General features: G+C 40.8%; 2 protein-coding genes. Both read right to left on the bottom strand.

The annotated features are described in order from the left end of the window. Positions 1-196: 196 nt before the first annotated feature. Complete coding sequence (locus tag KNQ13_RS15595) at positions 197-1,099, bottom strand: ATP-binding protein (RefSeq protein WP_051590538.1); 903 nt, start codon at positions 1,097-1,099, stop codon at positions 197-199. 419 nt (positions 1,100-1,518) lie between these two features. Continuing rightward, positions 1,519-2,394, bottom strand: a complete 876-nt coding sequence (locus KNQ13_RS15590) for a PhzF family phenazine biosynthesis protein (RefSeq protein ID WP_026831326.1) — start codon at positions 2,392-2,394, stop codon at positions 1,519-1,521. Positions 2,395-3,925 lie beyond the last annotated feature (1,531 nt).

The raw sequence follows: 3,925 nt of genomic DNA, 5'->3' as shown, positions 1-3,925 counted from the left end.
AATCAGTCCTTTTTAACTCTATTCCCATAGTATTGAAAACATTACCTCACTAACATTGCGTAAGAACCACAAACCTATTGCAAAATACAGTCCTATCTATCAAATATAGATAGCGCAAATGGAGCTCAGATAGTTAATTTATAAGATGCATCAACATCTCATAAGAGTTATTCTTCGTATATTTCAAGAATATGGTCTACTTAAAAGAGTACATCATATTCGATTTATTTTGGGAGGGTGTCATGAACACGACATCCTCAAGCATGTTCAATAGCTTACAGGAATGGATAGCCACGTCCTTCCATGTGAGTTCAACTGGAAGCTCTCCTTCCGTGAACCGATTCAATGATTCTACTAGAAGACGGGTCGTACGAGGTTCCTTGTTATCAAGGAGTATCTGCTTCACACGAGACGAATAGGCGGTACGTCCGACGTTCGTACGTTCTCGATTCAACTCCTTCTTCATCCCCTTCGTCAATGAGGTGATGTTGTAAGAGAAGAGGAAGTCCTCCTCCGCTGCGACCTTCACGCCATTGATGTAGATATTCGCCGTATGACCATGCTTTTCTAAGATTTGACCGTATTGAACGGTGGAAAGTACCTGCTCATCACTGAAGAGTAGAAAGAGTCGCTTCGCTTTCTGGATATCCTCTTCGGATATATTCGAGAGGATGAATTCCGTTCCCTCGAACGCATCATCGAGAGATGGCTCGATATAGGCATGGAGCGTCATGACATCCTCGAACGCATGTTTATTGCTTTTTCCTAAGGTGAACCGCCCGTGTCTCGATAGAATCTCAACACCGACATCATGACGATCAAACGTCGCCATAGCATCCTTCAACCCGACACCAAAACGCCCGATTAGATTCGGATGGTTCAACTTCTCCTGGTTCTCATTTTGCGTGAAGTGCACGTACTGCAAGCCTCGGCCATAATCACGAATGCGCCAATTGCCATCCGAATCACATTCGATACGGATATCTTTTGATCGTGTAAGGACCTGTTCGTCTAATGCATTGGCGATAATTTCTCGAAGAGCATGATAGACTTCCCAGTTTTCGAGTACCTGCTCAATATTCAGGTCGAACTTTTTCAATGTGTTTCACCCTCCTTTGTTTTTTCTCAGATTTCGAAATATTTTCTCTTAAAGAACGATAAGTGTTAGAGAACGTGATTTCCTGAAACGACTGCGAACGGATGTTCAAAACACTAAGGTTTTCCGAATACAATAGAGCTACTTTTAAATGGATAAACATTCAAGTTTCTCAGCATTGATCTTATGACTATGTATAATAAGAAAATACTGCACCATTCTTTGGATTTACCAAACAAAGTGCTATGCTCTACATCTTTCAACTAGACGGTTCATCATTAGTTCAATATGGTGTGAATGATCGATATATGTCTGAAGATGTTTACCTAAAGACCATTCACAATACACTATCGACCATCTCTATCCTCTGCTTTCAATAAATCAGTGAAGATGACAATCGAAGTGATGAGCGGACCGTCTCTCTATATCGTAATAGATCGTGCCCCTACAAAAATACTCCCTCCTTCCATTTCGACCTGCCACTGTGAAGGGTCCGATTCTGTTCCGCTAACAAGAATGTCGACGGTGCCGGGGCGATTCATCTCGTGTCCTTGTTCAATTCTGATTGTCTCCGTAGACAGCGGATTAATAAACAGGCGATGATAGACCCCCATCACGCCACTTGATGTCCCAGTGACAGGGTCTTCAACCGTTCCAGCACCGGATGCGGAAAAGTGTCGACCATGCAGATGAACGGATTGATAGGTCTCGAGACAAATCGGATGTATGGATGCAGTAGGAAATGCCGTCAATACCTGCTGGAAACGTTCATTGTCTGGCCGCATCCTCTTGAAATCTATCAACCGGCGGATGGGTAAAATGAGTGTCCAGTTTCCTGTGCTGCCATAGACAATTGGTAGACGATCATCGAGATGCTTGATGTCTAACCCGATGGTTGCGAGTATGGGACGGACTGCTCCTTGGAACGGAACGATTTGTGGATTCCCTTGCCGCAACCGGAATCGGGTTTTTACAGCTGCCTGTTTTCCTTTTAGAATACCGGCTTGTGTGTCGATCGTGAATTTCTGCGGTAACTGACTAGCTTGTGCTAGTGCCGTCAATGCAGCAATCGTCCCGTGACCACAAAGATTCATCTCCTTGCCAGGCGCGAAATAACGCATATTCCACGTCGCATTGATCGAACGTTGTACAAATGTCGTCTCAGTGAATCCAGCAAAACGAGCAATCAATTGCATCTGTTGATGCGTCAGATGTTCTGCTTGTAGGACGACCCCGGCTGGGTTACCATGACCGGGCGTTTCCGTGAAGACATCATAATGGAGGACGGTTACGTTCATTAAACTACCTCCTCGTTCACTAAAATTCGTTCTCCAAACGGTAAAACCTCTTTAAAATGTTCGTCTTGTACCGAGACCGTCTCTGTATAACGATGGAATCTTTCTACACATTCAGGCTGCACGACGGATTTTATTACTTGAGATAGAATCAATCGACCAATCAGATTGACCATTGATGTTCTACCGTTGGACAAGTATCGAATCAAACCACAATCAAGCATAATGATTCGGTTGGCGTATAGGAAGTGCTCAATCTCCAACTTTTCATAAATCCATTTCCACGTCCCGAATCCAGTGACGTCAAACTTTTTTTCTCGCGAATTCACTATTAAAGAAAAATCTGATATGCCACTTTTTATAAAAGCAATTATCATAAGTCATCAACCCTTTCCATTTCTTAGTATGTTTCGAGTATACGAAATATTGACATCGGATGTAAAAAAAGCAAGGACAGAACGTCCTTGTCTCAGTTTGATTGCATTTTGTTCGTTTCTTCCTTCTCGTAAATTGATTCGTCGTAATCGATTGGAAATTTAAAAAGCGGAGTATTATACATATACGCATATCAACTTTTTAGATGAGATCGTTTTTTGGGAGCCATGTCCCATGTAATGAGATTGATGTTTAAAACATGAGCAGTACATCTGACAATACGGTTTGCCGCGAAAGTAGGAGTGAATAATTCTTTTAAAATGTCGCGGCTCTTCAATACTGCCGCCACAAAAAATTTTACCCTTAGTATATAGTTTTCTGCCGGCCCTGTATTATTTTAATAAATCAACGGCTGTCTTTTCCCATCGGAAAAATTAAACCGAACCGTTCACTTTCATTAGCCAATTCCCTTGATCATCTTGATCACTTTCGATTGCGCTCGATTCTGAACAGGACATTTCATTGACCCAATAGACTTATAAATCTAGATACGAGATGTGGAGATAGAAATGTTCATTCCATGATCAGTAATCAAATGAAATATTCCATCAACGCTTTACTTCAACATTGTTCAGACCTGTTCTTAGATGTAGTTTTTTGCTTAGATCAATATATCGATGATGCATTTAACTTCCTACATGCATTTCCTCACCTCATGTATTCTCGATAGCCGACTTACGATCCTTTTCATTATCTTCAATTTAAAAAAAGCGGATCACATCGAAGTGATCCGCTTTAGAACGTAAACCGTTTTATTATCAAACTGTTCGCTTCGTCAGAAAAATACTAGACTAAATTAAACAGTAAGAAATTTTTATAAAAAGAAAATATATATCTGAAATTTAATATTTACTTACTGCCACATTGCATAAATGGTTTACAACATATTTTTCAATATCATCAAGCATGTCCATCAATTCAGAATAACTTGTAGCTTTAGCATATACGTGGCCCAAAAAATGAGAATTATCCTGGATATTGTTAGTAATTTTATCGCCTGATTTTACATTGGACGAATTGTAATATTAAGTGCAACACCTGACGGAAAACACAAAAAGCCCATAACGGCCTCGTGTAGAATGGAGTTACCACACCACAT

Origin of the sequence: Exiguobacterium sp. s128 (assembly GCF_018618815.1) — a bacterium.
GTDB lineage: Bacteria > Bacillota > Bacilli > Exiguobacteriales > Exiguobacteriaceae > Exiguobacterium_A > Exiguobacterium_A antarcticum.
The sequence above is the reverse complement of the archived record's forward strand: the minus strand, read 5'-3'. Positions and strand labels throughout refer to the sequence as shown.